Here is a 24,014-nt window from a genome sequence, read left to right on the forward strand (position 1 = left end):
TGCTCGATCTGGACGCTGGACGCACGCCATGGCGTGCGTCGAGCGGACATGGGTCCGCTCGAGTCGCCGCGTGGACGGGGCGTCGGCCGTGAGCCCTCAGCCGCCGAGCGCGGTGCGTACGGCGTGGGCGGCCGCCGCGGCCCGCAGCTCGGTCGGGCGTACGCCGCCGTCCTCCTGGACGTAGAACACGTCGACCGCCTGCGGGCCGAGCGTGGACACGTGCGCGGAGGCGACGGTGAGCCCGAGGCCGGCGAGCGTGGTGAGGACGCGGTGCACGACCCCCGGCCGGTCCGACGTACGGATCTCCAGCACGAGCGAGGTGCGGGAGGCGTCGGGGCGCACCTCGACGATCGGCGGGAGCTCGCCGTCGGGGCGTTCGGGCAGGTCGGGCAGCCGCTGGGTGCCGTCGACGACCCGCCGGATGCGCTCGCGCACCACCGTGGCGTCGAGGTAGGCGTCCGGGACCTCCCACGAGCTCACGCCCCACTCCCCCTCGCCGTCGACCTGGGCCCACGCGCGGGCCGCCTTGACCGGCACCCGCAGCGCGGCGAGGCCGCCGGCGACGTCGGCCAGCAGGCCGACCCGGTCGGCCGCGATCACCGTGACCGTGGCGCCCACGTCGTGGGCCTCGACCGTCACCGACACCGCACCCGGCTCACGGCGTACGACGTCGGGGACGGGGACCGCCTCGACCGGGGGCACCGGGCTCGCCTCGGCGCCCAGCGCGGTGCCAGCGCGCAGCACCAGCCGGTCGACGAGGGAGGCCCGCCAGCTCGTCCAGGCGGCGGTCGACGTGGCCCGGGCGTCGGCCTCGGTGAGCGAGCGGAGCAGCTCGAGGCTCGCCGCGTCGGGCACGTGGGTGAGCAGCTCGGCGGTCGTGGCCGGGTCGTCGGGGTCGCGGGTGGTGGCCAGGTCGGCGAGCAGCAGGTGCCAGCGCACCAGCGAGGCCACGACGTCGGCGTCGAGCTCCGTGAAGCCCATCCGCGCCACGATCGCGCGGGCCACGGGTTCGCCGGCGACCGAGTGGTCGTGCGCCGACGACTTGCCGATGTCATGCAGCAGCGCGGCGACCAGCAGGAGGTCGGGGCGCCGGACGTGCCGGATCAGGCCACCGGCCTCGGCGCAGGTCTCGATGAGGTGCCGGTCGACGGTGAAGCGGTGGATCGCCGACGCGTGCGGCAGGAGCCGGATCTGCTCCCACTCCGGCAGGAACGTCTCGATCCCGTCGATCTCGTCGAGGGTCTCCCAGACGGGCAGCAGCCCGGGCCCGCTGGCGAGGAGCCGGACGAGCCCGTCGCGCGCGGCCGCCGGCCACGGCGTGGGGAGCGGTGCGCCCTCGCGGACGAGGCGGGCGGCGGTGGTCGGGGCGAGGACCGCGTCGCGCTCGGCCGCCTCCGCTGCGGCGCGAAGGAGCAGGGAGGGGTCGTCGCCCGGCTTGGTGCCGGCGTCCAGCACGATCTCGCCGCGGGAGAGCGCGATGCCGGGCGCGACGCGCTCGAGGGCGGGCGTACGGCGCCCCTTCTCCCCGGTCGAGCGCGTGGTCACCGAGTCCGTACGCCGCCACGCGAGGCGCGAGAGGTGAGCGATCCGTCGGCCGAGCGAGCGCACGTGGCGCTGCGCCGCCTCGGCGTCGGGGAGGTCGAGGCGCTCGGCCAGCGGCCCCCACATCTCGGGCGCGATCCGGTCGCTCGGGCGTCCAGCCAGCTCGTGCACCTCGTCGCGGACGTCGAGCAGCATCAGACGGGCGGCCTCCAGCGCGGGCGTCGAGGCGTCGACCAGCCAGCTCGCCTCGATCACCTTGAGCACGCCCGCGTCGCGCAGGCCGCCCTCGGCCTCCTTGACGTCCGGCACGGAGGCGTGGGCGAGCTCGCCGGTCACCTCGTGCCGCTTGCGGGTGAGCGCCTTGAGCTCCGGCAGCCGGGTCCGGGCCTGCCGGCGCCAGTCGGCCAGCATCGTGGTGCGCAGGCGCAGGGTCAGTCCGGGGTCGCCCGCGAGGTGGCGGACGTCCAGGAGGCCGAGCGCGACGCGCAGGTCCTTGGCCGCGTCGACCATCTCGCCCATGGAGCGGACGGCGTGGTCGAGGCGCCGACCGGAGTCCCACAGCGGGTACCACAGCGTGCTGCCGAGGTCACCGAGGTCGACCCCGTCGTCGTGGACCAGGACCACGTCGAGGTCCGAGTGGGGCGCGAGCTCGCCGCGCCCGTATCCCCCGACCGCGACCAGGGCCACCCCGGTGGCGGGCCCTGCACAGGCGGCGTACGCCTGTCGGCAGAGCTCGTCGGCCGAGGTGGCCCTGGTCCGGCGCTGTTCAGATGTCACGTAGCAGCCCCGAGGCGTGCCATCAGAGCGCGGACGCGTCCTGCTCGCCGGTGCGGACCCGGACGACGGTGTCGACGGGGCTGACCCAGACCTTTCCGTCGCCGATGCGACCGGTCTGCGCGGTCTTCACGATGATCCCGACCACATCCTCGGAGTCGGCGTCGTCGACGACGATCTCGATGCGGATCTTGGGCACGAGCGCGATGTCGTACTCCGCGCCGCGGTAGACCTCGGTGTGGCCCTTCTGGCGGCCGTAGCCGCTGACCTCGGAGACCGTCATGCCGGCGACCCCGAAGGTCTCGAGCGCCTCGCGGACGTCCTCCCACTTGTGCGGCTTGATGACCGCGGTCACGAGCTTCATGCGTTGGCTCCTTCCGAGCTGGACGTGGACTTGGCGACAGGTGCGGTGGCCAGGACGCTGGACGAGCCGCCGCTGGTGCCGCTGTGGAGGTCGTACGCCGACTCGCCGTGGGCGGCGAGGTCGATCCCGTTGACCTCGTCCTCCTCGTCGAGTCGCAGGCCGATCGTGTACTTGATGGCCAGACCGATGACCAGGGTCAGCACACCCGAGTAGAGGATCGCCACGATCACACCGAGGATCTGGTCGCCGAGCGAGCCGAAGCCGCCGCCGTAGATCAGTCCGTCGATCCCGCCGGCGCCCTCGGCCGTGGAGAACACGCCGATCAGCACGGTGCCGATGATGCCACCGACCAGGTGCACGCCGACCACGTCGAGCGAGTCGTCGTAGCCGAGCTTGTACTTCAGGCCGACGGCCCAGGCGCAGACAGCACCGGCGATGGCGCCGATCGCGACCGCACCGGACAGGTTGACCGCACCCGTGGCGGGGGTGATCGCTACGAGTCCCGCGACGATGCCGGAGGCGGCACCGAGCGAGGTGGCCTTCTTGTGGATCAGGCGCTCGACTGCCAGCCAGCCGAGGATCGCGGCCATCGTGGCGAGCGTGGTGGTGGCGAAGGTGCGACCCATCTCGGAGGGGACGTCCTGGTCGACGATCACGATCGAGCCGACGTTGAAGCCGTACCAGCCCATCCAGAGCAGACCGGCGCCGAGCATGGTGAGGGTCAGGTTGTGCGGGCGCATCTGCTCGCGGGGCCAGCCGATGCGCTTACCGAGCAGCACGACCAGCACGAGCGCCGCGACACCGGCGTTGATGTGCACCGCGGTGCCACCGGCGTAGTCCTGCGCGCCGATGCGGCCGCAGATGAGCGAGTCCTCGGTGCAGCTGAAGACCATGTGGGCCATCGGGAAGTAGACGATGACTGCCCAGAGCGGCACGAAGACCACCCAGGCCGAAAACTTCAGCCGGTCGGCGACCGCGCCGCTGATGAGGGCGGCGGTGATGATCGCGAAGGTCATCTGGAACATCACGAAGATGTAGTCAGCGGTTGCGACACCGTCGAGCCAGAGCAGCTCGAACGGGTTGGCGAAGAGCGTGCCGTCACCGCCGAAGCCCATCGACCAGCCGACAGCGACGTAGAGAATGCCGACGATGGCGGCCGCGACGTACGACATCATCATCATGTTGAGCACGGACTTGGATCGCGACATTCCGCCGTAGAACAGCGCCAGGGCAGGCACCGTCATCATCAGGACGAAAGCGGTCGCGATCAGCATGAACGCGTAGTAGCCGTCCACAGAACCTCCAGGGATCTCGCAGGATCGAGCATGATCGAGCAGGGGTGCGGGCCGCCGGGGGCATGACGACGGTGGCATGGCGGGGCCTCGCGTGATGACCCGAAGCCTGTGGGCAGGACGTTTCACCGGCGCGCGACGGATGTTGCGAGCAGGCAACGGATCAAGGCCCCGTGTTACGGGAGTGTGAACTGGGCTGCGCGGGAGCCCTCCTTGTTAGGGTTCGGCCGTGTCCAGACTGGCCGTGATGGCGCACTTCGATGTCGCCGGAGAGCTGCGACCGCACGTGCGCGGCCAGGTCGAGGCGCTGGCTGCGTCGGTCGACACGCTGCTCGTCTGCACCACGGCCCAGCTGCAGGACTCGGCGCGCGCCTGGCTGTCCGAGCGGGCCGTCCTCGTGGAGCGCGCCAACTACGGCTACGACTTCTTCAGCTACAAGGTCGGCCTCGATGCGGCCGGCGACCTGACGGCGTACGACGAGGTGGTGGTCTGCAACGACACCTACGTCTTCGCCCTCGACTCCTACGAGCCCGTCTTCGCGGAGATGGCGTCCCGCCCGTGCGACTTCTGGGGGCTCACCGGCGCCGAGCGCGTCGCCCCGCACATCCAGTCGTTCTTCATCGCCTTCCGCCCGTGGGTGGTCGCCTCGCGCGCCTTCACGACGTTCTGGGAGGAGATGGAGCCGATCTCCAAGCGCCGCCAGGTCATCCGGCGCTACGAGGTCGGGATGTCGCGCCGGCTCTACGAGGCGGGCTTCACCTCCGACACCTACTTCGTGGAGACCGCGGAGGACCAGAGGATCGCGCGCGAGCGGATGCGCTGGTGGGCGGCCCACCGCTCCCACTTCCCGCGCAACCGCGCCGAGGTCCGCGAGTGGCGCGAGCGCGCCAACGAGCCGTGGAACCCCGCCCGGAGCCTGGCCGACCGCGTGCTCGACAACGCGCGCCTGCCCTACGTCAAGATCGACACCCTGCGCTACGACCCCTACAACCTCGATGCCAAGCGCCTGCTCGAGCTGTGCGAGCGCCGGTTCCCGCAGCGCTTCGACGGTGTCCGCGAGTTCCTCGAGGAGACCGCGCAGTACTACCCGCTCCGCGACACCGAGCGACTGCTCCCGACCCCGCTCGCGCTCGAGCCCCTCTTCCCGCGCGTGAGGTACTCCGATGCGCGGTGAGCGTCGCCGGCCGACCCAGGTGAGGCTCGACGACGCCGAGACCGTCCTGGTCGACTCCGGCCTGATCGACACCGACTACGTCGGAGCACAGCTCGGCACGCACTTCGACTCGGTGCACGAGGCGGCGCGCGCGGCGTTCCTCGCCGGCGACGTCTCGCCGCACCCGCTCTTCGAGGCCCAGTGGATCGGGCGCCGGCGCTCGTGGCAGCGGCTCGGCCAGCACCCCGTCCTCTGGTACGTCTCGGAGCGACGGCGACGCAACCGGATCGCGCCCCACCCGCTCGTCGACCCGCGGATCATCTTCGCGGCCCACCCCGAGGCGCGGCACCACCCGTACGGCGCCCTGTCCTACTGGCTGTCCGTGTCCGGGCCCGGCACGGCCCTGCCCACGCGGATCCTGCCCAGGAAGGTGTCCTGGGGCACCTACCGCGCGGCCGCGATCGAGGCGGCCACCACCTGGCGTCGAGAGGTCGTGCTGGAGCGACCGGAGCTGGTCGGGCCGACGCCCGCGCTCCCGGCCCGGCTGAGCACGTCACCCGCCGTCACGGTCGTGATGGCCACCCAGGACGCCGGTGCGCTCGTCCGCGAGACCGTCGGCTCCCTGCAGGCGCAGTCCTTCGCCGACTGGCACCTCGTGGCCGTCGACCGCGGCTCCCTCGACGACACGGCCGCTGTGCTGCAGGGCATGGCGGCCTTCGACGACCGCATCACCGTGGTGCGCGAGTCGCGCTGCAGTCACGCCCGTGCGCTCAACGTCGCGCTCGAGCACGGCACCGCCGAGCACGTCGCGTTCCTCCCCCTCGGCCGCCAGTGGCTGCCCGACATGCTGGGCTCGCTCGTCGCGCACGCGCACCACTCCGGCGCGTCCGCCGTGCTGGCCGGCGCCGGCGCGGTCGGTCGCGACCGGGCCGAGCTGCTCGGCGGTCGGCCCGTCGACCTGGCGACCGCGCTCCTGCGGCGCGCAGCGATCAAGGACATCGGCGGCTTCGACGAGGGCCTCGGCGGCTCGGTCGAGCGCGACCTCATGCTCCGGCTCTCGCGCGACCACGACCCGCTCCCCGTCGACGTACCCGTCCTCAAGCGGCCGGACCCGGGCCCCCACGACCTCGGCGACGACTGGGACTCCGTCGTCCTCGAGCGCCAGCTCGTCGACTGGGACGCCCCGCGCGACACCTCCGAGGACCTGGTCACCCACGTGATGCCGCTGGGTCCCGAGCCCCGCCGCACCGTCGAGTGGCTCGGCTCCGTGCCCCGCGAGGGCTCCGAGCTGATCCTCGTCGGCGTACGCCTGCGGCGGGCGCACCACGTGCTGGCGGCGTCGATCGCGGCGATCATCTCCGGCGCCCGCTTCGTGTCGGTGCCCGCGTCGGTCACGATGTCGGCCGCCACCAACATCGGGATCTCCGAGGCAGCCGGGAGCACGGTGCTGCTCGTCCGTCCCGAGGCGATGCCGCCGCGCCAGCCGATCGCCGCCCGCCTGGCGGAGGTCGTACGCGGTGCGGGCGTCGCCGTGGCCCAGCCACTGGTCGTCGACCTCGACGGCGTCGTCCTGAGCGCGGGCGCCCGCTTCAACGGCGTGAACCCGCACCCCGGGCTCTTCCTCGCCGGCCTGCCGACCAGCGACGCCGTCCGCATCGGCCAGAGCACCGTTGCCGCACCGGCCGCGCCGCTCGTCGCGCTGCGCACCGAGGACGCGGTGGCCCTCCGGGGGCTCGACGCGCGGTTCCGCTCGGTGCTCGCCGAGGCCGACCTCGGGCTGCGCGCCCGGCAGGCGGGCCTGGGCGACAGCGTCGTCGTGCCCGACACGGTGATCACCTCGCGTACTCCCTATGCGGACGTCGACGAGCTGATCGGGGCGATGTCGTCCCTCAGCCGCACCCCGATGCCCTCGACGGAGGACCTCGCTCCCGACCTGCTGCGTCGAGCGGGGCTGGAGGTCACCGACGAGCGCAACCGCCGGATCTCCGTCGACCCCGAGGACCCCGCTGCCTCGTCGGCGCTCGTGCCCGAGCTCGTCGTGCGGCCGGTGCAGGGGATCCACGAGTCGCCGCCGCGGCTCCGGTGGGCGATCGACATCGCCGCGCCCGCCGCGCAGCGCGGCGACCGGTGGGGCGACACCTACTTCGCCCGGTCGCTCTCCGACGCGCTCGAGAGCCGCGGGCAGCACGTCGCCATCGACCGCCGCGACGCGCGCGAGCGCGACTCACGCGACCACGACGACGTGCTCCTCGTCCTGCGCGGGCTCGACCGCGTGGCGCCGCGACCCGGCCTGCTCAACGTCGAGTGGATCATCAGCCACCCCGACATGATCTCGCCCGAGGAGGTCGCCGGGTTCGACCACGTGTACGCCGCCAGCACGAGCTGGGCGGAGCGGATGACCCGCGAGTGGGGCACCCTCATCGAGCCGCTGCTGCAGTGCACCGACACCCGGTGGTTCCACCCCGACCGGGCCGAACCCGACACCGGCCCGGACCTGCTCTTCGTCGGCAACTCCCGCGGCGTCTACCGCTACGCGGTCCGCAGCGCGCTCGCCATCGGCGCCGACCTCACGCTCCACGGCAACGACTGGACCGAGTTCGTCGAGCGCGAGCAGATCGCCTCCAGCGGCGTCGACAACCGCGAGGTCGGCGTCCTCTACGCCTCCGCCGGCATCGTGCTCAACGACCACCACCTCGACATGCGGCGCGACAGCTTCGCCTCCAACCGGCTCTTCGACGCGGCCGCCTGCGGGGCGCGCATCCTCAGCGACCGCATCGACGGCCTCGAGGAGACCTTCTCCGGCCTCGTGCTGCCCTTCGACAACGAGCACGAGCTCGCCCGTCTGGTGCAGGCGCCGTACGACTCCTTCCCCGACAACGCCGCCCGCCGCGAGATCGCGACCCGGATCATCGCCGAGCACAGCTTCGACAAGCGCGCCGAGACGCTCGTCGACGACGCCGTACGCCGCCTCCTCGCCCGCCGCTGACCGGGCACTTCGTGCCCGTCCCGCAAGGTGACCGGGCACTTCGTGCCCGTCCGCGCGAACCCACACGGGCACGAAGTGCCCGGTCGGCACCCCAGACGGGCACGAAGTGCCCGGTCGGCGTGTGTCAGCCGAGGAGGGCGTCGACGAAGGCGGCGGCGTCGAAGGGCGCCATGTCGTCGGGGCCCTCGCCGAGGCCGACGAGCTTGACGGGTACGCCGAGCTCGCGCTGCACCTGGACGACGATGCCGCCCTTGGCGGAGCCGTCGAGCTTGGTGAGGACGATCCCGGTGACGTCGACGATCTCGCTGAAGACGCGGGCCTGGACGAGGCCGTTCTGGCCGGTGGTCGCGTCGAGGACGAGGAGCACCTCGGTGACCGGGGCCTGCTTCTCGATGACCCGCTTGATCTTGCCGAGCTCGTCCATCAGGCCGGCCTTGTTCTGCAGGCGGCCCGCGGTGTCGATGAGGACGGTGTCGATCCCGTCGTCGATGCCGCGCTTGACCGCCTCGAACGCCACGCTGGCGGGGTCGCCACCCTCGGGTCCGCGGATGACCTCGACGCCGACGCGCTCGCCCCACGTGGCGAGCTGGTCGACGGCGGCGGCGCGGAACGTGTCGGCCGCACCGAGGGTGACCGAGAGGTCCTCGGCGACCAGGATGCGCGCGATCTTGCCGACGGTCGTGGTCTTGCCGGCGCCATTGACGCCGACGACAAGGACCACGCCCGGCTTGCCGTCCGCGCCGGTGACCTGCACGCGGCGGTCCATGTCGGTGCCGACGAGCTCGATCAGCTCCTCGCGCAGCACCGTGCGCGGGTCGGGCGCCTGGCCGCCCTCGACCCGGAGGCGCGTACGCAGCCGGTCGACGAGCGCCTGGGTCGGGGCGACGCCCACGTCGGCGGTGAGGAGGGTGTCCTCGATCGCCTCCCAGGTGTCCTCGTCGAGCTTGTCGCGGCTCAGCAGCGCGAGCAGGCCCTGGCCGAGGCCGCCCTGCGAGCGCGAGAGCCGCTGGCGCAGCCGCACCAGCCGCGACGCCGTACCCTCCGGCGTCTCGACCGCCGGCGCCGTCGCGACGGCCGGCTCCGGCGGCGCGTCCGTGGCAGTGTCCGTCTCGGTCGGCGGCGGGACGATGACGTCCGTGCCTCCGGCGGGAGGGGCGGCCTTGCGGCGTCGCCCGGAGGTCAGCAGTCCGACGAGCGTGAGGACGCCGACGACAGCGATGCCGATGATCAGATAGAGCCAGTCACCCATGGCTCAATCCAATCAGAGGTGCGCGGCGCGACGCAGGCGGGTGAGCACCGCCGACCCCTGGGCGGGGTGTACGGCGGCCAGGCGCGCCCGCAGTGCGTCACGCTGCGCGACGAGCCGGTCGCTCCGGGCGCGGGCCCGGCCCAGCATCGTCCGGGTGCGCGCCAAGTCGGCCAGCACGGCATCGAAGGCGGCCGTGAGCCCCGAGCCGGCGGCGCCGGCGAGCATCGGCGAGGCCATCGCCTGGCCACCGTGGGCCACCCACACCACCTCGTGGGCCATCAGCCGGAACCAGTCGACCGCCGCCTCACCCACCAGCGCAGGAGGCGTGACGCGCACCGAGGCCAGGCCGGCCGCGGAGAGACGGGAGTCGAAGTCGTCGCCGTACCACCGGACGTGGTCGGCCTGGCCGAAGCGGCGGACCCGGTCCTCCGGCGGGCACTCGAGGTCCTCCTCGGTCGCCACGCCCATCCTGATGGGCACCTCGACGAGGGCGATGCCGCGCGGGCTGAGCACCCGCGCGATCTCCCGCATCGCGGCGCCGTCGTCGAGCACGTGCTCGAGGACGTGGTAGCAGACGAGGAGGTCGACCGAGCCGTCCCGCAGCGGCAGCCGGGTGAGGCAGGCGAGGGCGTCGACGTCGCGACCGTCGCAGCCGAGGTCAAGGCCGATGCGGCGACGCGCGCCGAGTCGGTCGAGCAGGGCCGTGGACTGCCGCGACGGAGCGATCTCCACGACGGTGTCGAGGTCGCGCAGCTGCGGCGCAAGGGTGCCGAGCAGCAGCGAGAGGAAGCGGTGCCGCTCGAGGCTGCCGCACCTGGGGCAGGTCGCCTCGGGCCGGCCGTCCGGGCCGCTGCGGAAGGCGCGGGACACCATCGAGCCGCAGGCCGCGCAGTAGGCCCTCTGGAGCTCCACTGTTGTGCCGGTCACGTCCAGCACGTTAACCCGCCGCGGCCCCTCGTGGGGCTGCCACGCCGGGCAGATCAGCGCGTCAGGTCAGACGCGGGACTCGGAGTCCTCGAGCGTGGGGAGCGAGTCGACGCCCTTGCGCATCGCGTCGCCGAGCTGCGGCACGACGGGCATCTCCTCGCCGCGGTGCGGATAGGCGACGTAGACCGCCACGACGCAGGCGACGAGCACGCCGAGGGTCATCATCAGGATGATCGCGAGCATGTGGGGGTTTCCTCCCGAGTAGCCGTTCGGTGTCCCTCCAACATGGCACACCGGCGGCGCCGCGAACGCATCGCCACGGGCGTACGGCGCGTCGGTGTAGCGAGCCTCACCCCTGGGGCGGGACGAGGCGTACGACGGCCTGCCGGACCACGTCGGGGATCGGCGTGACGGGCCTCGAGCCCGCGCCGTGGGTGTTGTCGACGTAGACGTGGACGAAGCGCCCCTCGGCCGCCGCGTCCTCGGACGCGCCCTGGAACAGGCCGATGCGGTAGACGATCGAGCTCGTGCCGACCTTGTCGACGACGAGTCCCATCTCGATCGGCTCCGGGAAGCCGATCTCGCGGAAGTAGCGGCACCCGGTCTCGGCGACGACCCCGATCTGCGGCAGCGCGCGTACGTCGACGCCGGTCGCGTCGTAGAGGTAGGCGTTGACCGCGGTGTCGAACAGCTCGTAGTAGGTCGCGTTGTTGAGGTGGCCGTAGGCGTCGTCGTCGCGCCAGCGCGTGGTGGCGGTGCGCCACGCGATGTAGTCGGCCTTCGTGGGGACGTCCTGCGGCACTACGCGGACTCCGCGTCGCGGAGGCGCTGGCTGATCACGGCCGAGACGCCGTCGCCGCGCATCGTGACGCCGTAGAGCGCGTCGCCGACCTCCATCGTGCGCTTCTGGTGGGTGATGACGAGGAGCTGGGAGTTCTCGCGCAACTCCTCGTAGATCTCCAGCAGACGGCCGAGGTTGGTGTCGTCGAGCGCGGCCTCGACCTCGTCGAGGATGTAGAACGGCGACGGCCGGGCCTTGAAGAGCGCGACTAGGAAGCAGACCGCGACCAGCGACCGCTCGCCACCGGAGAGCAGCGAGAGTCGCTTGACCTTCTTGCCGGCCGGTCGCGCCTCGACCTCGATGCCGGTGTTGAGCATGTCTCCCGGATCGGTCAGCACGAGGCGGCCCTCACCGCCGGGGAAGAGCCGCGCGAAGGTCTGGTCGAAGGCCTTCTCCACATCGGCGTACGCCTCGGTGAAGACCTGCTCGACGCGGGCGTCGACCTCACGGACGATGTCGAGGAGGTCCTTGCGGGTGCGGCGGAGGTCCTCGAGCTGCTCGGTGAGGAACTTGTGCCGCTCCTCCATCGCGGAGAACTCCTCGAGGGCGAGCGGGTTGACCCGGCCCAGCATCGAGAGGGACCGCTCGGCGCTGCGGAGGCGCTTGACCTGCTCCTCGCGCACGAACGCCGCGGGCTCGGGGGCCTCCTCGCCCTCGGGCACCTCGCCGCTGAACGGGATGAGCGTGGTCGGGCCGTAGTCGTTGACGAGCCCGTCGGGGTCGAGCCCGAGCTCCTCGAGCGCCCGCTCCTGGAGCTGGTCGATGCGCATCTTCTGCTGGGTGCGGGCCATCTCGTCGCGGTGCACCGAGCTGACCAGCTCGTCGTGCTCGCGGCCGAGGTCGCGCAGCGACGTGCGCACTGCCATCAGCTCCTGCTCGCTCCCCTGGCGGGACTCCTCGACTGCGGCCCGCTCGTCGGCCGCGAGCATCACGGAGCGCTCGAGCTCGTGGAGGACGACTCGGACGGCAACGGAGACGGCCTGTGCCGCCCGGCCCTCGCGGACCAGTCGCTCGCGTCGCTCGGCGGCGCGGGCGCGCGAGTCGCGTTCGGCCTGCGCGGCGCGCAGCAGCGAGTCGGCGCGACCGTGCAGGGCGCGGGCCCGCTCCTCGGCCGTACGCAGCGCCAGCCGCGCATCCATCTCGTGCTGTCGGGCCTCGCGGGCCGCCTCGGCGAGCCGCTCGCGCTCGGAGGTGTCGGGCTCCTCGTCGGTGACGTCCTGGGCCGCGGCAAGGCGCGCCTCGAGGTCGGCGAGCCCGGCGAGGGCGGCCTCGCGGGCCTCCTGGGCCGTGGTGATCGCGCGCTCGAGGCGGTCGGCCTCACCCTTGGCGGCGCGGGCCTGCGAGCCGTACTGCCCGAGCTCCTCGGCCACCGCGGCCAGCGTCGCGTCGGACTCGTGGAGCTTGGCGAGCGCGACGTCGACCCGCTTGAGGGTGTCGTGGCGCGTCGCCTCCAGCCCGGAGATCTCGAACCCGAGCCGTTCGGTCCTCGCGGTCGCCTCGGTCAGCTGGGTCGACGCCTCGTCGACGGCGGCCTGGATCTCGATGAGGCTGGGCTGGCTGCTGGAGCCGCCGGCCGCGAAGTGCGAGCCGAGCAGGTCGCCCTCGCGGGTCACCGCGACGACGTCGGACAGGTCGGCGACCAGGCGCCGGGCCGCCGGGAGGTCCTCGACGACGGCAACCTGGTGCAGGAGCCGCTCCAGCGCGGGTCGTACGTCGTCGGGCGCGGACACCACGTCGGCGGCGTACGTCGCTCCGTCCGGCAGCTGCGGCCAGTCGCGGGGGCTGGACGGGGCGCCGCCGAGCAGGAGCCCGGCGCGGCCGAGGTCGTCGTCCTTGAGGTGGCGGATCGCCTCGATCGCGGCGCCGGAGTCGGTGACGACCACGGCATCGGCGGCGGTGCCGAGTGCGGCGGCGACGGCGGTCTCGTAGCCCTGCTCGACATCGAGGAGGGCGGCGACCGACCCGAGCAGCCCGCCGACCGTGTCGGTGGCCGCGAGCAGCGCGCCCGCGCCGTCCTTGCGGTTGAGGCCGATCTCCAGGGCATCGCGGCGGGCCACGAGCCCGGCCCGCTCGCGGTCGGCCTGCTGGGCGTCGTCGCGGGCCCTGGCCAGCTGCTCCTCGACCTCGTCGAGGGCGGCGACGGCCTCCTCGTGCTCGGAGTCGAGGCCCTCCTCGCCGGCGTCGAGGCCGGCGACCCGGGTCTCGAGGGCGGTGAAGTCGCGCTGGGCGCGGTCGGCGCGGGTGGCGGCGTCCTCGCGGGCATCGGTGAGGCGCTGGATCTCGGCGTCGGCGGCCTCGGCGCGCGACGTCAGCGCGTTGACCTGTCCGGTGAGGCGGGCCAGGCCCTCGCGCCGGTCGGCGGCGGCGCGCTGGAGTCCGGCGATCCGCTTCTCCTCCTGGGCCGAGGCCTCCTCGGCCGCGCGCTTGGCGACCACGGTGGCGTCGAGGGTCCTGCGCTGCTCCTCGACCTGGGCCGCGATCTCGGCCTCCTGCTGGCGGACGCGCTCGGCCTGGGCCTCGAGGTCGTCGGGGTCGCGACCGGAGTCGACCGTGTCGCCCTCGGCGGCCCCGGCGGCGTTGCGGATGCGCTCGTCGGCCAGCGACGCGGTACCGCGCAGCCGCTCCTTGAGCCCGGACAGCGCGAACCACGTCTCCTGCGCCGCGGCCAGGCGCGGCAGGTCGTTCCTCAGCGCGGCCTCGAGGCGGGACTCCTTCTCGCGACCGGCCGTGGTCGCGGCCTCGACCTCCTGGCGGCGCTCGAGCAGGACGGTCTCGTCGGCGAGCTCCGACTCGAGCGCGGTGCGCGCGGTGACGAGGTCGTCGGCGAGCAGCCGGGCGCGGGCGTCGCGCACGTCGGCCTGCACGGTCTGCGCCTGCCGGGCGACCTCGGCCTGCCGGCCGAGCGGCTTGAGCTGGCGCCGGATCTCGGAGAGCAGGTCGGCCAGCCGGGTCAGGTTGCCGTCGGTGGCGTCGAGCTTGCGGAGCGCCTTCTCCTTGCGCTTGCGGTGCTTGAGGACACCGGCCGCCTCCTCGATGAAGCCGCGTCGGTCCTCCGGGGTCGCGTGCAGGATCGAGTCGAGCTGGCCCTGCCCGACGATGACGTGCATCTCGCGGCCGATGCCGGAGTCACTGAGCAGCTCCTGGACGTCGAGCAGCCGGCAGGACTGGGAGTTGATGGCGTACTCCGAGCCGCCGTTGCGGAACATCGTGCGGCTGATCGTGACCTCGGCGTAGTCGATCGGCAGCGCACCGTCGGAGTTGTCGATCGTCAGCTGCACCTCGGCGCGACCGAGGGGCGGGCGGCCGGACGTACCGGCGAAGATGACGTCCTCCATCTTGCCGCCGCGCAGGCTCTTCGCGCCCTGCTCGCCCATCACCCAGGCGAGGGCGTCGACGACGTTGGACTTGCCGGAGCCGTTGGGCCCGACGATGCAGGTGATGCCCGGCTCGAGCTGCAAGGTCGTCGAGGACGCGAAGGACTTGAACCCCTTGAGGGTCAGGCTCTTCAGGTACAACGCGGGCTCCTCGACGGATCAGGACATGGACACTGAAGACTGGGGAAGCTCAGCGCCGCTCACCCTACGACACCGGCAGCCGCTGGGGTCGCTCCCGTCACGCCGGGCCGGGCCGGCGGGTCGAACGGCTGGCCCGACCGCCGTCAGGCGCGCCGACGGCGGCGGTGCAGCAGCAGCGCGACGACGGCGCTGCCACCGACGACCACGCCGGAGGCGACGGCCGGACTCGTGCCGACCGCCACCGACGGGACCGTGCCGAGGCCGTCGCCGGGCACGTCGACGACGTACACGTCCAGGCCGCGCACTAGGTCGACCGAGTAGACGATGTTGGTCCGTTTCGCGGTCGCGATGCCCTTGCTGTTGTAGACCGGCGCCCACATCGAGTCCCAGACCTCAGAGGCGCCCCACGACGCGTAGCCGTGGCTCACCGGCGCGGTCGGGTCGGTGACGTCGATGAGCTGGGTGCCGCCGCCGTAGAAGCCGACCGCCACGATGCCGCTGGGGTGGTAGTCGAACCAGTGCGAGGAGCAGAACGTCCCGACCGGGATCGGGTGGGTGCCGAGGTCGGCGAGCTCGACCTTCGCGAGCGGGACGATCGAGCCGTCCGAGCCGTCGAGGCGCTTCACGTGCCAGGTCTGGAACGACCCGGCGGTCGAGCAGTCGGGGTCCTCGTAGTCCTCCTCGGTGACGAGCAGGATGTTGCCGTTCGCGAGTGACGGGGGCGCGTCGGCGCGAAACGCTTTCGCGTTGGGGCGGTAGCTGTTGTGGTGGATGAAGTCGTTGTAGTGGTTGACCGAACCCTCACGCGCCGAGTCGCCCGCTGCGCCGGTGTTGGCGACCTCGCGCGGGTGCAGCGGGTCGCTCACGTCGTAGATGTACGACCCGCCCGCACCCGTGTGCGTGGCGTAGCCGGCCTCGTCGACGTTCCACTTGTGGCCGCCCCAGCCCACGGCGTCGGAGCGGAACGGCTGGGTGCCGGACGTGGCCGGGTCGCTGTCGACCTCGACCGGGTGGTCGAGGTCGGTGAGGTCGAAGACGGAGAAGCTGCCCTGTCCGGGGACCTCCGAGTCGTCCCCTGCGGAGTAGGCGTAGCGGCAGTCGGTGCCGTCGATGCAGGTCACCGTGTGGGTGCTGGTGGTCGCCGCCACGCGGGAGCGTACGTGCGGCGAGGTCGGGTCGCTGACGTCGACGATCACCAGCTCGTAGTCGCCGGTCGCGGGGGTGTTGACGTGCTCCAGGTCGTCGGGCGACGCCTGGTAGAGGTCGACGCCGATCATCGCGAAACGGTCGGTGCGGGTGCGCGACACGTTGCGCTCACCGCAGTTCATCGCCTCGTTCTCGAACTGCGCGCTCGGCATCGAGCCGACCTTGCGGGGCGACACCGGGTTGCTGACGTCGTAGACGGTGACGTCGCTGAGCCCCGACATCACGAAGTACGGCGCCGAGTGCAGGAAGCAGCCCGAGACCCCGGCGCTGCCCGGCCGGGCGGCGGCGAGCCGGACGTTGGGCGAGGCGACGAACGGCACCGTCAACCCGGCGTCGTACATCTGGGAGAGCCGCTCGGCCCGGTCACGGTCGCCATGCGCGTGGGCGGCGCCACCGAGGGTGACGGGGGCCAGGGCCAGGATGCCCACGGTGAGGATCCGGGCGGGGGTGGCGAGTCGCATGCATGGCTCAACGAGCCGGTGCGACGACGGTTACAGCTCGCGCTTCATCTGCTGCGCGGTGACGGTGTAGCCGGACGTCTCGTAGAGCCGGATCGCGGTGGGGTTGTCGCCGAAGACGTTGAGCGTCATCGATGACGCACCCAGCTCGCGAGCGGAGTCGTGCAGGGCGTCCAGCAGGCCACGCCCGAGCCCCTCTCCTCGACGACCGGAGTCGACCCGGATGTCGAAGATCCAGGCCGAGACGCCCGACGCGCGCTGCCGCAGCTCGAACCAGCCGATGCCGACGGCGTCGTCGCCCACCTCGCCGGTGAACAGGTGCATGCCGTTGCTGGCGAGCCCGTCGGGCAGGAGCTCCGCGAACTCCCCGGCGGACTGCGCGGTGGCGGACGCGGCGTCCAGGTCGCGCGATGTCGCGATCTCCGTGGCGTACTCACGCTCGGACCGCTCGCGCCAGACGACGTACTCCTCCTCGGTCATCGGGCGTAGCCGCACCACCTCAGGCACGACCGAGGACGTCCTTCAGCGCGGCGAGGACGAGCAGCACGGCGTCGGGGCGGGCGTTGCGGCCCATCAGCCCGATGCGCCAGACCGTGGCGGCGTACGCCTCGGCGCCGGCACCGATCTCGATGTCGTACGACTCCAGCAGCTCCTTGCGGACAGCGGCCGAGTCGACGCCGTCCGGCACCTTGACGGTCGTCAGCTCCGGGAGCCTGCTCCCCTCGGCCGCGAAGAGCTCGAGGCCCAGGTCCTCCAGGCCCGCCTGCAGCGCGTCGCCGGCGGCCTGGTGGCGCGCCCAGACGGCGTCCAGTCCCTCGTCGAGCACCCGGGTCAGGCCGGCGTGGAGGCTGGCGACCATCGCGGTGGGAGCGGTGTGGTGGTAGGTCCGCTGGCCGCCGGTGACGCCGGCCTCGCCGACGTAGCCGCCGAGCATCCCGAGGTCGAGGTACCACGACCGCGGCTTCTCGACGCGGCGCTCGAAGGCGCGGTCGTTGATGGTGAAGGGAGCGAGCCCGGGCGCGACGCCGAGGCACTTCTGGGTGCCGGCATAGCCGATGTCGACGCCCCAGTCGTCGGCGCGCAGCTCAATCCCGGCGATCGAGGTGACGGCGTCGGTGAGCAGCAGGGCGTCGCCCTTGCCGGCACCGAGCGCGGCGATGTCGGAGCGGACGCCCGTCGAGGTCTCGGCGTGCACCGCGGCGATGATGGCCGGCGAGTCGTGGGCGGCCAGGACGCGGTCGACGTCGACCGGCTGCCCCCACTCGTGCTCGACCGCGACCACCTCGGCGCCGCAGCGCGCGGCGACGTCGGTCATCCGCTGGCCGAAGAGGCCGTTGACCGCCACGACCACGACGTCGCCGGGGTGCACAGTGTTGACGAAGGCCGCCTCCATGCCCGCCGACCCGGTCGCGCTCAGCGGGAGGGTGCGGGTGTTGGTCGTGCCCCACACCGTGCGGAGCATCTCGCAGGTCTCGTCCATGATCCGCAGGAACTCGGGATCGAGGTGGCCGAGGAGCGGCTCCGCGAGGGCGCGGGTGGCCTCGGGATAGGGGTTGGACGGACCGGGACCGAAGAGGTGGCGCTCGCGGATCATGACGTCGAACCTAACGAACCGGGGCCGGTCACAGCACCGCCCCCGGGTTGAGGATCCCGTCCGGGTCGAGCGCGTCCTTGATCTTCCGGGTCAGCACCATCACGTCCGCGCCGAGCTGGTCGGGCAATGCGGCCTTCTTCGTGCGACCGACCCCGTGCTCCCCCGTGATGGTGCCGCCGAGACGGATCGCGGCCTGCAGGATGTCGTCGAAGGCTGCCCGCGCGCGACGCTCGGAGTCCGCGTCACCGGGCGTGTAGACGATGATCGGGTGGGTGTTGCCGTCTCCTGCGTGGGCCACGGTGGGGATCTCCACGTCGTGCCGCTCGGCGATCTCCGCGACCGCGGCCAGCAGGTCGGGCAGCAGCGGCACGGCCGCCCCGACGTCCTCCAGCAGCAGCGCGCCGCGTGCCTCGACCGCCGGGAACGCCGCCCGTCGCGCGGCGACGAACAGCTCGCCCTCCTCCGGGTCGTCGGTCACCACGATCTCGGTGGCGCCGGCCGCCTCGCACGCCGCCTCGACCGTCGCGATCTCCGCGGTCCGCGCGTCGCCGGGTGCGTCGGACTGCACGACCAGGAGCGCGCCGGCGGACCGGTCGAGGCCGCGCGGTGCGAAGTCCTCGACGGCGTTGATGGTGGCCCGGTCCATCAGCTCCATCATCGACGGTCGCAGCGTGCGGCGTACGGCGACGACGGCCTCGGCCGCGGCCACGACCGAGGCGAACGACGCCACGAGCGTCGCCGCTGGGAGCGGCATCGGGACGAGCCGGAGGATCGCCCGCGTGACGATCCCCAGCGTCCCCTCCGACCCGACGAACAGCTTGACCAGCGAGAGCCCGGCGACGTCCTTGATCCGCTTGCCGCCGAGGGTGACGAGCGTGCCGTCGGCGAGCACCACGTCGAGGCCGAGGACGTAGTCGGTGGTCACGCCGTACTTCACGCAGCACAGCCCGCCGGCGTTGGTGGCGACGTTGCCGCCGATCGAGCAGATCTCGTACGACGACGGGTCGGGCGGGTACCAGAGGCCGTGCTCGCGTGAGGCGACCTTGACCTCGGCGTTGAAGGCGCCCGGCTCGACCACGGCCACCTGGCAGTCGGCGTCGATCTCGATCGCCCGCATCCGCTCGAGGCTCAGCACGATCCCGCCGTCGACCGCGCTCGCCCCGCCGGAGAGGCCGGACCCGGCTCCGCGCGGCACGACCGGCACGCCGTACGACGCCGCCCACCGCACCGCCGTCTGCACCTGGCCGGCGTCCTCGGCGCGCACGACGGCGACCGGGGTGCCGGCGCCGGTGTCGCGCGACCAGTCGTAGCGGTAGTTCTCCAGCGTCGCCGGATCGGTCACGACCACGCCGTCGGGCAGGGACTCCACGAGCTCGGTGAGGGCTTCCATCCGCCCATCGAACCACCTGCGCGGTGGCGACTCAGGCAGCCGCGGTCGCCGCCTCGTCGGCATGGGCGATGTGGGCCAGGGAGCGCCACACGAGCGCGAGCGTGAGCCCGGAGCCGACGAACGCGAACCACCACGGGGCCGTGAGGCCCCAGGTGCTCGCGATCAGGCCGCCGAGGAGCGAGCCGATGAGCATGCCGCCCATCACGCAGATCATGTAGACCGAGCCCACCCGTCCCTGCAGCTCGCTGGGGACTGCTCGTTGCCGGACGGCCTGCGAGAGCGTGCCCCACACGAAGGCGTACGCGCCGAAGAAGAACATGAGCGGGTACGCTGCCCACGGCGAGGTCGTCAGCGCCATCGCGAGGTGGAACAGCACCTCGCACAACAGGACCGTGCGCATGAGCCGGGCGAGTGGCACGCGCCGCTCGAGCCGGCCGTAGGCGAACGTCGCGAGCAGCCCGCCGAGGGCGGACGCGGTGGTCAGCAGGCCGAAGCCGGCCTCGTTGATGCCGACGCGCTCCAGCGCCCAGAGCACCAGGACTGCCCACGGCGCCGCCCAGGTCACGTTGAAGACCACGATGATGATCGCCAGCGTGCGGACGGGCGGGTTGCCCATCAGCCACCGGACGCCGTCGGCGATGTCCTGGCGGACGTGGGTGTCGACGTGCTCGCGGACGGCACCCGGCGGCGTACCGATCCGGGACACCAGCAGCACGCCAACCGCGATGCACACGACGGTCACGGAGAACGGGAAGACCATCCCGAGCGTGAAGAGCAGGGCGCCGATCGCCGGGCCGACCAGCTGGTTGCCCGCGATCATCCCGACCATCAGGCGGGAGTTCGCGATGCCGAGGTCGCGCTTCTCGACCAGCATCGGCGTGAGCGTGCCCGCGGTTGCGTCGACGAAGACCTCCGCCGTGCCCAGGGCGACGAACGTTCCCAGGACGATGGCGATGTTGACGTGCCCGCTGGCGATCACGGCACACAGGACCGCGAGGACGAGCCCGCGTACGACGTTGGCGACCATGATCACGCGACGCCGATCGAGCCGGTCGGCCAGCGCCCCGGCGACGAGCCCGAACACCAGCCAGGGCACCTGCAGCGCGAACATGGCCGACGACACCAGCAGCGGGTTGCGCGTCTGCGAGGCGACGAGCAGCGGGGCCGCCGCGATGAGCATCCCGTCGCCGAGGTTGGTCACCCACGACGAGCCGACGAGCCAGCGGAAGCCGGTGCCGAGGCGCGCCGGGAAGACGGTCTCGACGAGGTGGGTCACAAGCAGGTGAGCCTAGGTGGGGCGAGCAGTGCGTGCAGCCGAATATCAGGCCGGCTGGAGGTTCTCGGCGGTCCGGACGGCCTCGCGACTGGTCTCGCGCGCTGCCGCGGCGAGCCGGTCGTTGTCGGCCTGTAGTCGCAGGGTCAGCGCCTCGAGGTCCTCGACCCGGCGACGGAGCCGGCGGTTCTCGACGGCGAGGACGGCGGTGGTGCGCACGTCGCTGTTCACATGACCCAACAGCGCCTTGGCCATGGGGAGCCTTTCGCAGACAGTGAAGACGATCAGCCGACGATCCGGCCGTCTCCAAGAGTCCCACCGCGGCGGCGGCGGGTCAACGGCTCCGCGGCGGCCGCTGGCAGCGCGGGCAGAAGTTCCACCACCAGCTCACAGATGCCGGGTCGGATCCATGCGCTGGTGCAGGATCCGCATCACATCGACCCCGTCGTCGCTCTCGATGTAGAAGAGCAGGTGGCTGCCGATGCTGTACCGACGGTAGCCGTCGCGGATCTCGTCGCACGTGCGACCGCGACGAGGATCGTCGGCAATGCGCTCGATCGCTGCTCTGATCTCGGTCACATATGTCTCGGCCTGCTGGACGTCCCATCGCTGCTCGGTGAAATCCCAGATCGAGGAGAGGTCGCGCTGCGCGGCCGGGGTGAGGCGATACGTCGTCACGCCTTCTTCGCTGCGATGAAGGCGTCAAAGTCGAAGGCCTCCGGTTCGCCGCTCTCCTCCCCGGCGACAAGCGCGGCGCGGAGCGCTGCCAACTGCGTCTCCTGATCCTCCAGGAGGCGAAGGCCGGCACGGACGACCTCACTGGCGGATCGATAACGACCCGAGGAGACTTCTCTCGAGAGGAACTCGGTGAAGTGATCGTCCAGACTGACCGAGGTGTTCTGAGCCATGCTCCCAGAATACCAAAGATTGGTAGTTGTGGGCGTGACGTCAGCACCGATCGATCGTCAGCCACTGCACGACCGACCTGATGCCTGAGACCTTCAGCGCGACCGGGGTGGCCGCTGGCAGCGCGGGCAGAAGAACGACGAGCGGTTCATGAAGGACACCCGCCGGATCGGGGTGCCGCACCGCCGACACGGCTGACCCTCCTGGCCGTACGCGTCGAGCGAACGGTCGAAGTAGCCGGACTCGCCGTTGACGTTGACGTAGAGCGCGTCGAACGACGTCCCGCCCTGCGCCAGCGCCTCGCCCATCACGGCCCGGACGTGGCCGAGCAGGCCACGCAGCACCGGCCCGGTGAGCCGGTCGCCGGGACGCTCGCCGTGCAGCTTCGCCCGCCACAGCGCCTCGTCGGCGTAGATGTTGCCGACGCCGGAGATCAGGCCCTGGTCGAGGATCAGTCGCTTGATCGCGGACGTACGCCGACGGGCGCGGCGGACGAACTCGTCGTCGTCGAACTCCGGGTCGATCGGGTCGCGGGCGATGTGCACGATCTCGGACGGGAGCTCGGCGCCGCCCGCCGAGACGGCGAGACCGCCGAACATCCGCTGGTCGACGAAGCGCATCTCGAGCCGTCGACCGTCGGGGGTGAGCAGCCCGAACCGCACGCGGAGATGCCGCTCGTCGGCCGCGCCGGGCTCGTGGAGGAGCATCTGCCCGCTCATGCCGAGGTGGCCGAGGAGCGCGTCGCCGCTCTGCTGGTCGGAAAGCGGGGCCAGGGCAAGCCAGAAGTACTTGCCGCGCCGGCGTACGGCCTCGATGCGGCGACCCACCAGCGTGGCGGCGAAGCCGGCCGGGCCGCGGTGGTCACGGCGTACGGGCCGGGGATGCAGCACCTCGACGGACTCGATGGTGCTGCCGAGGACGTGGCGCTCGAGACCGGCGCGGACGACCTCGACCTCGGGGAGCTCGGGCACGGATCAGTTGTCGGCGGCGGCGTCGAGCACGGGGTGGGAGGCCCGGATCTCGCTGTACGCCGTCTCCGCGGCGCCCTGCTCGGCCTCCTTCTTGGAGCGGCCGTTGCCGTTGCCGAGGACGAGCTCGCCGACGCGGACGCGGGCGACGAAGGTCTTCATGTGGTCGGGGCCATCGTCCTCGATGAGGTACTCCGGCACGCCGAGGCCGAGGCTGGCCGAGAGCTCCTGGAGGGAGGTCTTCCAGTCGAGGCCGGCGCCCATCGACGCCGCGGCCTCCATCACCGGGTCGAAGAGCCGGTGGATCACCTTCGCGGCCTCGTCCATCCCGCCACTGAGGTGGATGGCACCGATCACGGCCTCGACGGTGTCGGACAGGATCGAGGCCTTGTTGCGGCCGCCGGTCGTCTCCTCGCCGCGGCCGAGCATGATGTGCTGGCCGAGCTCGATCTCGCGGGCCACGTCGGCCAGCGCGCGGGCATTGACGACCGCCGCGCGCAGCTTGGCCAGTTGCCCCTCGGTGAAGTCCGGGTGGGCGAGGTAGAGCGTCTCGGTCACCACGATCCCGAGCACCGAGTCGCCGAGGAACTCGAGGCGCTCGTTGGTCGGGATCTGCCCGTTCTCGTAGGCGAACGATCGGTGCGTCAGAGCACGCTGCAGCAGCTCGGGATCCAGGACCGGATCACCGAGCGCTGCGCGGAGCTCGTCGGTGGTCAGAGGACCTGGCGACGGTCGGCCTTGGCGCCGTACTGGCCGCACTGGCCGCACGCACGGTGCGGGAGGTGCTTGGCACCGCAGGCGGGGTTGGCACACGTCGCGAGGGACGGCGCGACGGCCTTCCACTGCGAACGGCGGTGACGCGTGTTGCTCCGCGACATCTTCCGCTTCGGAACAGCCATGGTGGTCTCCTGTGAATCAGTTGGCGTGCATCGTCCGGGGATCCCCGGGCGAGTGGTCAGTCTGGTGTCAGTCTCGGTGCTGCTGAGGGTCCTGCGTGAGCTGCTCGAGCCCTGCCCAGCGCGGGTCGATCGGCGCGTCGTGTGCGTGGTCCGGGTCGTCCGCGAGTCGCGCACCACAGTCGATGCACAGCCCGGGACAGTCGTCTCGGCACAGCGGCTGGAACGGCAGTGCGAGCACCACCGCGTCCCGCAGCAAGGGCTCGAGGTCGATCAGGTCGTCCTCGAGCAGGCTGGTCTCGTCGTCGAGGTCACGGTCGTCGTGCTCCGTGGCCTTGGTGTGCTGCTCGGGATAGACGTAGAGCTCCTGCAGCCGCGCGAGGATCTCGTCCTCGATCGGCTCCAGGCACCGTACGCACTCCCCCGCGAGCATGGCCGTGGCCGTACCCGTGAGCAGTACTCCCTCCATGACCGCCTCCAGGCGCAGGTCGAGCTCGACCGGCGCACCTTCGGGGACAGCGAGGACTTCGATGCCAAGCTGCGCCGGCGCCGGAACTGTGAGCTCGACTTCACGCTGGGACCCCGGGCGGCGGCCGAGCTCGCGGGTGTCAAGCACGAGCGGCGCCCTCGGGTCCAGGCTGGTCAAGACGAACTCCCACTACTGGACACAGACACAACCG

At 72.2% G+C, this 24,014-nt stretch carries 21 protein-coding genes and 1 pseudogene; 2 read left to right on the forward strand and 20 right to left on the reverse strand.

The window, feature by feature from the left end:
• Positions 1 to 96: 96 nt before the first annotated feature.
• From EUA94_RS06460 to EUA94_RS06470, 3 genes and pseudogenes are all read right to left on the reverse strand, one after another.
• Positions 97 to 2,331 (reverse strand): annotated as a pseudogene (locus EUA94_RS06460) ([protein-PII] uridylyltransferase); the annotation flags it as partial.
• Between the two features lie 10 nt (positions 2,332 to 2,341).
• Positions 2,342 to 2,680, reverse strand: a complete 339-nt coding sequence (locus EUA94_RS06465) for a P-II family nitrogen regulator (RefSeq protein ID WP_129425866.1) — start codon at positions 2,678 to 2,680, stop codon at positions 2,342 to 2,344.
• The gene (locus EUA94_RS06470) at positions 2,677 to 3,954 is read right to left on the reverse strand and encodes an ammonium transporter (protein ID WP_242494711.1); all 1,278 of its coding nucleotides are present in this window, start codon (positions 3,952 to 3,954) and stop codon (positions 2,677 to 2,679) included. Before EUA94_RS06470 ends, EUA94_RS06465 begins: the two co-directional genes overlap by 4 nt.
• Before the next feature lie 247 nt (positions 3,955 to 4,201).
• On the opposite strand from EUA94_RS06470, the gene EUA94_RS06475 reads away from it, so the two are divergent.
• Both EUA94_RS06475 and EUA94_RS06480 read left to right on the forward strand, forming a co-directional pair.
• Positions 4,202 to 5,146 carry a rhamnan synthesis F family protein gene (locus EUA94_RS06475; protein WP_129425868.1) on the forward strand — a complete coding sequence of 315 codons (945 nt, stop codon included), beginning with the start codon at positions 4,202 to 4,204 and terminating at the stop codon, positions 5,144 to 5,146.
• Positions 5,136 to 8,111, forward strand: a complete 2,976-nt coding sequence (locus tag EUA94_RS06480; protein ID WP_129425869.1) for a glycosyltransferase family protein — start codon at positions 5,136 to 5,138, stop codon at positions 8,109 to 8,111. Before EUA94_RS06475 ends, EUA94_RS06480 begins: the two co-directional genes overlap by 11 nt.
• Positions 8,112 to 8,235: 124 nt before the next feature.
• Here EUA94_RS06480 and ftsY read toward each other — a convergent pair whose 3' ends face one another.
• The 17 genes from ftsY to EUA94_RS06560 form a co-directional block, all read right to left on the reverse strand.
• Entirely contained in the window at positions 8,236 to 9,360 is a 1,125-nt protein-coding gene (gene ftsY / locus EUA94_RS06485; RefSeq protein WP_129425870.1) for a signal recognition particle-docking protein FtsY, read from the reverse strand.
• 12 nt (positions 9,361 to 9,372) lie between these two features.
• On the reverse strand, positions 9,373 to 10,287 hold the full coding sequence (locus EUA94_RS06490; RefSeq protein WP_129425871.1) for a methyltransferase domain-containing protein: 915 nt from the start codon (positions 10,285 to 10,287) through the stop codon (positions 9,373 to 9,375).
• 66 nt (positions 10,288 to 10,353) lie between these two features.
• The gene (locus EUA94_RS22075; protein WP_165356820.1) at positions 10,354 to 10,530 is read right to left on the reverse strand and encodes a hypothetical protein; all 177 of its coding nucleotides are present in this window, start codon (positions 10,528 to 10,530) and stop codon (positions 10,354 to 10,356) included.
• 106 nt (positions 10,531 to 10,636) lie between these two features.
• On the reverse strand, positions 10,637 to 11,089 hold the full coding sequence (locus tag EUA94_RS06495) for an acyl-CoA thioesterase (protein WP_129425873.1): 453 nt from the start codon (positions 11,087 to 11,089) through the stop codon (positions 10,637 to 10,639).
• Positions 11,089 to 14,643, reverse strand: coding sequence for a chromosome segregation protein SMC (smc, locus tag EUA94_RS06500; RefSeq protein WP_129425875.1), 3,555 nt, complete (start codon positions 14,641 to 14,643; stop codon positions 11,089 to 11,091). The genes EUA94_RS06495 and smc overlap by 1 nt, the downstream gene beginning before the upstream one ends.
• A gap of 143 nt (positions 14,644 to 14,786) precedes the next feature.
• Positions 14,787 to 16,310: an LVIVD repeat-containing protein gene (locus EUA94_RS06505; RefSeq protein WP_129425877.1), complete on the reverse strand. Its 1,524-nt coding sequence runs from the start codon at positions 16,308 to 16,310 to the stop codon at positions 14,787 to 14,789.
• A 30-nt stretch (positions 16,311 to 16,340) separates the two neighbouring features.
• On the reverse strand, positions 16,341 to 16,814 hold the full coding sequence (locus EUA94_RS06510) for a GNAT family N-acetyltransferase (RefSeq protein ID WP_129425879.1): 474 nt from the start codon (positions 16,812 to 16,814) through the stop codon (positions 16,341 to 16,343).
• Positions 16,807 to 17,901, reverse strand: coding sequence for a pyridoxal-phosphate-dependent aminotransferase family protein (locus EUA94_RS06515; protein WP_129425881.1), 1,095 nt, complete (start codon positions 17,899 to 17,901; stop codon positions 16,807 to 16,809). The genes EUA94_RS06510 and EUA94_RS06515 overlap by 8 nt, the downstream gene beginning before the upstream one ends.
• Positions 17,902 to 17,929: 28 nt before the next feature.
• Positions 17,930 to 19,291: an FAD-binding oxidoreductase gene (locus tag EUA94_RS06520; RefSeq protein WP_129425883.1), complete on the reverse strand. Its 1,362-nt coding sequence runs from the start codon at positions 19,289 to 19,291 to the stop codon at positions 17,930 to 17,932.
• Positions 19,292 to 19,322: 31 nt separating this feature from the next.
• The gene (locus EUA94_RS06525; RefSeq protein WP_129425885.1) at positions 19,323 to 20,567 is read right to left on the reverse strand and encodes an MFS transporter; all 1,245 of its coding nucleotides are present in this window, start codon (positions 20,565 to 20,567) and stop codon (positions 19,323 to 19,325) included.
• A 45-nt stretch (positions 20,568 to 20,612) separates the two neighbouring features.
• Positions 20,613 to 20,819, reverse strand: a complete 207-nt coding sequence (locus EUA94_RS06530; RefSeq protein WP_129425887.1) for a hypothetical protein — start codon at positions 20,817 to 20,819, stop codon at positions 20,613 to 20,615.
• Between the two features lie 132 nt (positions 20,820 to 20,951).
• A complete protein-coding gene (locus EUA94_RS06535) occupies positions 20,952 to 21,242 on the reverse strand; it encodes a type II toxin-antitoxin system RelE/ParE family toxin (protein ID WP_129425889.1) in 291 nt (96 codons plus the stop codon).
• Complete coding sequence (locus EUA94_RS06540) at positions 21,239 to 21,472, reverse strand: type II toxin-antitoxin system ParD family antitoxin (protein WP_129425891.1); 234 nt, start codon at positions 21,470 to 21,472, stop codon at positions 21,239 to 21,241. The genes EUA94_RS06535 and EUA94_RS06540 overlap by 4 nt, the downstream gene beginning before the upstream one ends.
• 93 nt (positions 21,473 to 21,565) lie before the next feature.
• On the reverse strand, positions 21,566 to 22,441 hold the full coding sequence (gene mutM / locus EUA94_RS06545) for a bifunctional DNA-formamidopyrimidine glycosylase/DNA-(apurinic or apyrimidinic site) lyase (RefSeq protein ID WP_129425893.1): 876 nt from the start codon (positions 22,439 to 22,441) through the stop codon (positions 21,566 to 21,568).
• A 3-nt stretch (positions 22,442 to 22,444) separates the two neighbouring features.
• Entirely contained in the window at positions 22,445 to 23,197 is a 753-nt protein-coding gene (rnc, locus tag EUA94_RS06550) for a ribonuclease III (RefSeq protein ID WP_129425895.1), read from the reverse strand.
• Positions 23,152 to 23,337, reverse strand: a complete 186-nt coding sequence (gene rpmF, locus EUA94_RS06555; RefSeq protein ID WP_091196235.1) for a 50S ribosomal protein L32 — start codon at positions 23,335 to 23,337, stop codon at positions 23,152 to 23,154. Before rpmF ends, rnc begins: the two co-directional genes overlap by 46 nt.
• Positions 23,338 to 23,404: 67 nt before the next feature.
• The gene (locus EUA94_RS06560; RefSeq protein ID WP_129425897.1) at positions 23,405 to 23,980 is read right to left on the reverse strand and encodes a YceD family protein; all 576 of its coding nucleotides are present in this window, start codon (positions 23,978 to 23,980) and stop codon (positions 23,405 to 23,407) included.
• Positions 23,981 to 24,014 lie beyond the last annotated feature (34 nt).

Source organism: Nocardioides zhouii, from assembly GCF_004137345.1.
In the GTDB taxonomy this organism is placed as follows: Bacteria; Actinomycetota; Actinomycetes; order Propionibacteriales; family Nocardioidaceae; genus Nocardioides; species Nocardioides zhouii.

Excerpts from the sequence above, each read along its gene's own strand:
- EUA94_RS06465 (WP_129425866.1), bottom strand. The coding sequence starts at position 2,680 with ATGAAGCTCGTGACCGCGGTCATCAAGCCGCACAAGTGGGAGGACGTC.
- EUA94_RS06505 (WP_129425877.1), bottom strand. The coding sequence starts at position 16,310 with ATGCGACTCGCCACCCCCGCCCGGATCCTCACCGTGGGCATCCTGGCC.
- EUA94_RS06515 (WP_129425881.1), bottom strand. The coding sequence starts at position 17,901 with ATGATCCGCGAGCGCCACCTCTTCGGTCCCGGTCCGTCCAACCCCTAT.
- EUA94_RS06480 (WP_129425869.1), top strand. The coding sequence starts at position 5,136 with ATGCGCGGTGAGCGTCGCCGGCCGACCCAGGTGAGGCTCGACGACGCC.
- EUA94_RS22075 (WP_165356820.1), bottom strand. The coding sequence starts at position 10,530 with ATGCTCGCGATCATCCTGATGATGACCCTCGGCGTGCTCGTCGCCTGC.
- EUA94_RS06530 (WP_129425887.1), bottom strand. The coding sequence starts at position 20,819 with ATGGCCAAGGCGCTGTTGGGTCATGTGAACAGCGACGTGCGCACCACC.
- EUA94_RS06470 (WP_242494711.1), bottom strand. The coding sequence starts at position 3,954 with ATGCTGATCGCGACCGCTTTCGTCCTGATGATGACGGTGCCTGCCCTG.
- EUA94_RS06540 (WP_129425891.1), bottom strand. The coding sequence starts at position 21,472 with ATGGCTCAGAACACCTCGGTCAGTCTGGACGATCACTTCACCGAGTTC.
- rpmF (WP_091196235.1), bottom strand. The coding sequence starts at position 23,337 with ATGGCTGTTCCGAAGCGGAAGATGTCGCGGAGCAACACGCGTCACCGC.
- ftsY (WP_129425870.1), bottom strand. The coding sequence starts at position 9,360 with ATGGGTGACTGGCTCTATCTGATCATCGGCATCGCTGTCGTCGGCGTC.
- EUA94_RS06520 (WP_129425883.1), bottom strand. The coding sequence starts at position 19,291 with ATGGAAGCCCTCACCGAGCTCGTGGAGTCCCTGCCCGACGGCGTGGTC.